Origin of the sequence: Ilumatobacter sp., from assembly GCF_041688325.1 — a bacterium.
GTDB lineage: Bacteria > Actinomycetota > Acidimicrobiia > Acidimicrobiales > Ilumatobacteraceae > Ilumatobacter_A.
Genome location: NZ_JBDNIJ010000392.1, coordinates 1 through 1938, shown reverse-complemented (window position 1 = coordinate 1938; position 1938 = coordinate 1). Strand labels below are relative to the sequence as shown.

2 protein-coding genes are annotated in these 1938 nt (G+C 63.6%); both read left to right on the top strand.

What is annotated here, in order from left to right; translation table 11 throughout:
* On the top strand, positions 1-882 hold an 882-nt coding region (locus ACH2EI_RS19625), incomplete at its 5' end, for an AAA family ATPase (protein WP_395161259.1).
* A gap of 217 nt (positions 883-1099) precedes the next feature.
* Positions 1100-1938, top strand: an 839-nt coding sequence (locus ACH2EI_RS19620; protein ID WP_395152130.1) for a sulfatase-like hydrolase/transferase, incomplete at its 3' end; no start/stop codon positions are given.

Sequence of the window (1938 nt, the reverse complement as noted above, 5' to 3'; positions counted from 1 at the left end):
GAGCGGCGAGTGTCGGATCAGAACGCCGACCTCGGCGGCAACCGGAGCAGGCCCGTCCGCACGCCGGACGACGTTCGCGCCGACCTCGACGCACTCGTGGGGCTCGACTCGGTCAAAGAACAGGTCAACACCCTCATCGCTTTGCTGAGTGTTCAGCAGCAACGACGCGATCACGGGCTCGCCCAAATGGAGACCAGCCACCACTTGGTCTTTACTGGCAATCCGGGCACCGGCAAGACCACTGTGGCTCGGCTTGTGGCCGAGATGTTCGGCGCCCTCGGGCTCCTTGAGCGCGGTCACCTAATCGAAGTCGATCGGGCACGTCTCGTCGGCCAGTACGTGGGCCACACGGCATCCAAGACCAACCGCGCTATCAAACGCGCGCTCGACGGCGTGCTCTTCATCGACGAGGCGTACGCGCTGTCGCCGCCCGGGCCGGCGAGCCTCGACTTCGGGTCGGAGGCAATCGAGACCTTGATCAAGCGGATGGAAGACCATCGCAGTCGACTCGTCGTGATCGTGGCGGGCTACCCCGACCTGATGCGTCACTTCCTCGATTCCAATCCCGGCCTCCGCTCCCGCTTCTCGCGTGAGATCAACTTCGATGACTACGGCGATGGCGAATTGGTCGAGATCATCCAGCGCCTCGCAGCCGATTCCGACTATGCGATCAGCCCTGACGCGCACACCGCACTGGTCAGCGCGTTCCAACGAGCACGCCATCAACCCGGTTTCGGAAACGGAAGGTATGCCCGCACGCTGTTCGAACAGGCCGTCAACCGCCAGGCACTTCGGCTCCACGCCGACGGTGGCAAACTCGCCCGCGAATCGCTGCTCACGCTCACAGCCGAAGACATCGCGCATGCCGCGCGGCTGATCTGAACGCGATCCAACCAAGTCAGAACGCGGGCGAACAGAGACGCACCATGACCGACATCAAGAGCAAACTCGGTCGACACTCGGTCGACTACCCGAGGCGCAGATCAACCCGATCGTTGAGCAGTTGCACGATCAGATCGCTGACCTCGAAGCTCAGCTCGCCGAGGCGACCTCCACCGGTTCGCCTCTTACCCCGGCAGGTTGACACACTCAGGTTCTGATGGAATCCACGCGCCGCCAGCCCAACATCATTCTGATCAACTGCGATGACCTGGGTTACGGAGACCTGGGCTGCTACGGCTCCGAGGTGAACCAGACACCTGCACTTGATCACATGGCGGCCGAGGGCACACGCTTCACCGACTTCTACATGGCATCGCCGGTGTGCTCGCCGTCTCGTGCCGCCATGTTGACCGGGTGCTATCCGACGCGCGTCGGGTTTGGCGGCGCAGCCTCGGGGAGCCTCGGCGGCGTGCTGTTCCCGGGCTGGGGCGTCGGGCTCAACCCCGACGAGATCACGATTGCCAAGGTGCTGAAGTCGGCCGGCTACGCCACGCAATTGATCGGCAAGTGGCACTGCGGTGATCAGCCCGACTTCCTGCCGACCAACCACGGGTTCGACGGGTACTTCGGCATTCCCTACAGCAATGACATGGGTCGCCAGGCCGACAGTTCTGATGCGATGAGCCTCGACGACCTGACCGCGCTCGTCCGTCAAGCGGGCTGCACCGAGCCGTTCATCCGGCCGCCACTCCCCGTCTTACTCGACGACGCGGTCGCCGAAGCGCAGCCCGACCAAGCTGCTCTGACCGAGCGGTATGTCGAGCACGCCGTCGACTTCATCCGCACCAATCGTGAGCAGCCGTTTTTCCTCTACTTCGCGCACATGTACGTCCACCTGCCGATCTACGTGCAAGACCGGTTCCGCGACCTTTCGAACAACGGCGACTACGGGGCTGCTGTGCGTTGCATCGACTGGGCGACCGAGGCGCTGCTCGCCGAGCTCACAGCGCTCGGGTTGGACGATGACACCATCGTGATCTTCACGTCGGACAACGG